We start from the raw sequence: 2,372 nt of genomic DNA, 5'->3' as shown, positions 1-2,372 counted from the left end.
CGGATGGTCGTCAGGCTGGGTTCGGCCATGCTCGCCAGCTCGATGTCGTCGAACCCGACGATCGCCACGTCATCGGGGACGCGCTTGCCGAGCTTGCGGATCACGCTGATGGCACCGAGCGCCATGAGGTCGGACGCGACGAAGATGCCGTCGATGTCCGGTGACCGCTCGAAGAGCCGGGTCGCCGCGGCCTCCCCCGAGGCCATGGTGAACAGGCCGTGCTCGACGAGGTCTTCGCGGAAGTCGGGGCCGAGCCCCTGGCGAAAGCCCTCGAGCCGGTCACGCCCGGCCGACATGTCGGCGGGGCCGGCGATCGTGGCGACCCGGCGGCATCCGCGGGCCCGCAGGTGCTCGGCGGCCAGGCGTCCGCCGGTCACGTTGTCGTTGTCGACGTACGGGACCTCGACCGCGGGGTCGAGGGGTCGCCCACCGATGACGACGGGGATGCCGGCCTCGACGAGCTTCTCGGCCAGGCGGTGGCCCCCGTGCTCGGAGATGAGGAGGACGCCGTCGGTGTGACCACCCGCGAGGTAGCGCGACAGCGATGTGATCTGACGATCGGACTGGGTCATCGACAGGGACAGCTGCACCCCGGCCCGGGTGAGCTCCTGGCTCGCTCCTCGCACGATCTGCGCGAAGAACGGGTCCCCGAAGACGCGGTCGTCACCTTCGGCTGCGACGAGGGTGACGCTGTCGGTGCGCCGCGTCATCAGGGCTCGCGCCGCAGCGTTGGGCACGTAGTTCAGGTCGTCGACGGCCTGATGGACGACCTCGCGCAGCGCGGGGTCCACCGTGGTCGACCCGTTGACGACTCGCGAGACCGTCGCCCGGGACACCCCCGCGTAGCGAGCCACCTGTTCGAGCGTGGGCCGACGCCGGCGAGCCGGAGCCGTCACGTCAGGCGGAGCGCTTGCGGGGGGCGCGCTTGCGGGTGGGATCGTCACTGTGACGCACGATGGTCGGCAGGACGTTCTTGCGGACGACCTCACTGGTGACGACGACCTTGGCGATCTCGTCGTCGCTCGGCACGTCGAACATCGTGGGGAGCAGGACCTCCTCCATGATCGCGCGCAGGCCCCGGGCTCCGGTGCCACGCGCCAACGCCTGGTCGGCGACCGCCTCGACGGCGTCCTCGGTGAACTCCAGCACGACGCCGTCGATCTCGAACATCTTCTGGTACTGCTTGATGAGGGCGTTGCGCGGCTCGGTGAGGATGCGCACGAGGGCGTCGTTGTCGAGCGGCGCCACCGTCGTGATGACCGGCACGCGCCCGATGAACTCGGGGATCAGGCCGAACTTCATGAGGTCCTCGGGCATGACCTCGTGGATGCTCTCGGCGAGGTCCTTCGGGGTGTGCAGCTCGGAGCCGAAGCCCAGGCCCTTCTTGCCGTTGCGGGACTCGATGAGCTTCTCGAGGCCGGCGAACGCCCCGCCGACGATGAACAACACGTTGGTCGTGTCGATCTGGATGAACTCCTGGTGGGGGTGCTTGCGCCCACCCTGCGGGGGCACCGAGGCCGTCGTGCCCTCGAGGATCTTCAGCAGGGCCTGCTGGACCCCTTCACCCGAGACGTCCCGCGTGATGCTCGGGTTCTCGGACTTGCGGGCGATCTTGTCGACCTCGTCGATGTAGATGATGCCCGTCTCGGCCTTCTTGACGTCGTAGTCAGCGGCCTGGATGAGCTTGAGGAGGATGTTCTCGACGTCCTCACCGACGTAGCCCGCCTCGGTCAGCGCCGTGGCGTCCGCGATGGCGAACGGGACGTTGAGCATCTTGGCGAGGGTCTGCGCGAGGTAGGTCTTGCCGCAACCGGTCGGGCCGATCAGCAGGATGTTCGACTTCGAGATGTCGACGTGGTCGGGGTCCTTCTTGCCCAGGGCCGACTCCCCCGCCTGGATGCGCTTGTAGTGGTTGTAGACCGCCACCGCCAGCGCCTTCTTGGCGACGTCCTGACCGATGACGTACTGCTCGAGGAAGTCGAAGATCTCGCGCGGCTTGGGCAGGTCGTCGAGCCCGAGCTCGCTGGACTCGGCGAGCTCCTCCTCGATGATCTCGTTGCACAGGTCGATGCACTCGTCACAGATGTAGACGCCGGGCCCTGCGATGAGCTTCTTGACCTGCTTCTGGGACTTGCCGCAGAAGGAACACTTCAGCAAGTCACCCGACTCTCCGACACGTGCCACGAATGACCCTTCCCTGACGCTGGTGACGACTGGCCCGACGCTACCCGTCGGCGCCGATCACTGCACCCATTGAAGCCCGCACGCGCCGGGCGAGTCTGCCCTTTCCGCTGTCAGCGCAACGGCTCTCGACCCGGCCGGTGCGTCACAACCGCGCCTGCCCACCACGAGAAACCGGATGCCGTCCGCTC

2 protein-coding genes are annotated in these 2,372 nt (G+C 67.8%); both read right to left on the bottom strand.

Features of this window, described 5'->3' with window-relative positions; translation table 11 throughout:
* Positions 1 to 854 (bottom strand): LacI family DNA-binding transcriptional regulator (locus tag PLL68_RS13975; RefSeq protein WP_324535105.1); only part of this gene is annotated, 854 nt, incomplete at its 3' end.
* A gap of 43 nt (positions 855 to 897) precedes the next feature.
* Positions 898 to 2,184 carry an ATP-dependent Clp protease ATP-binding subunit ClpX gene (gene clpX / locus PLL68_RS13970; protein ID WP_324535103.1) on the bottom strand — a complete coding sequence of 429 codons (1,287 nt, stop codon included), beginning with the start codon at positions 2,182 to 2,184 and terminating at the stop codon, positions 898 to 900.
* Positions 2,185 to 2,372: the final 188 nt, after the last annotated feature.

The sequence above is a fragment of the Ornithinibacter sp. genome, assembly GCF_035443565.1.
GTDB lineage: Bacteria > Actinomycetota > Actinomycetes > Actinomycetales > Dermatophilaceae > Fodinibacter.
This window is presented reverse-complemented; position numbering and strand designations above follow the sequence as displayed.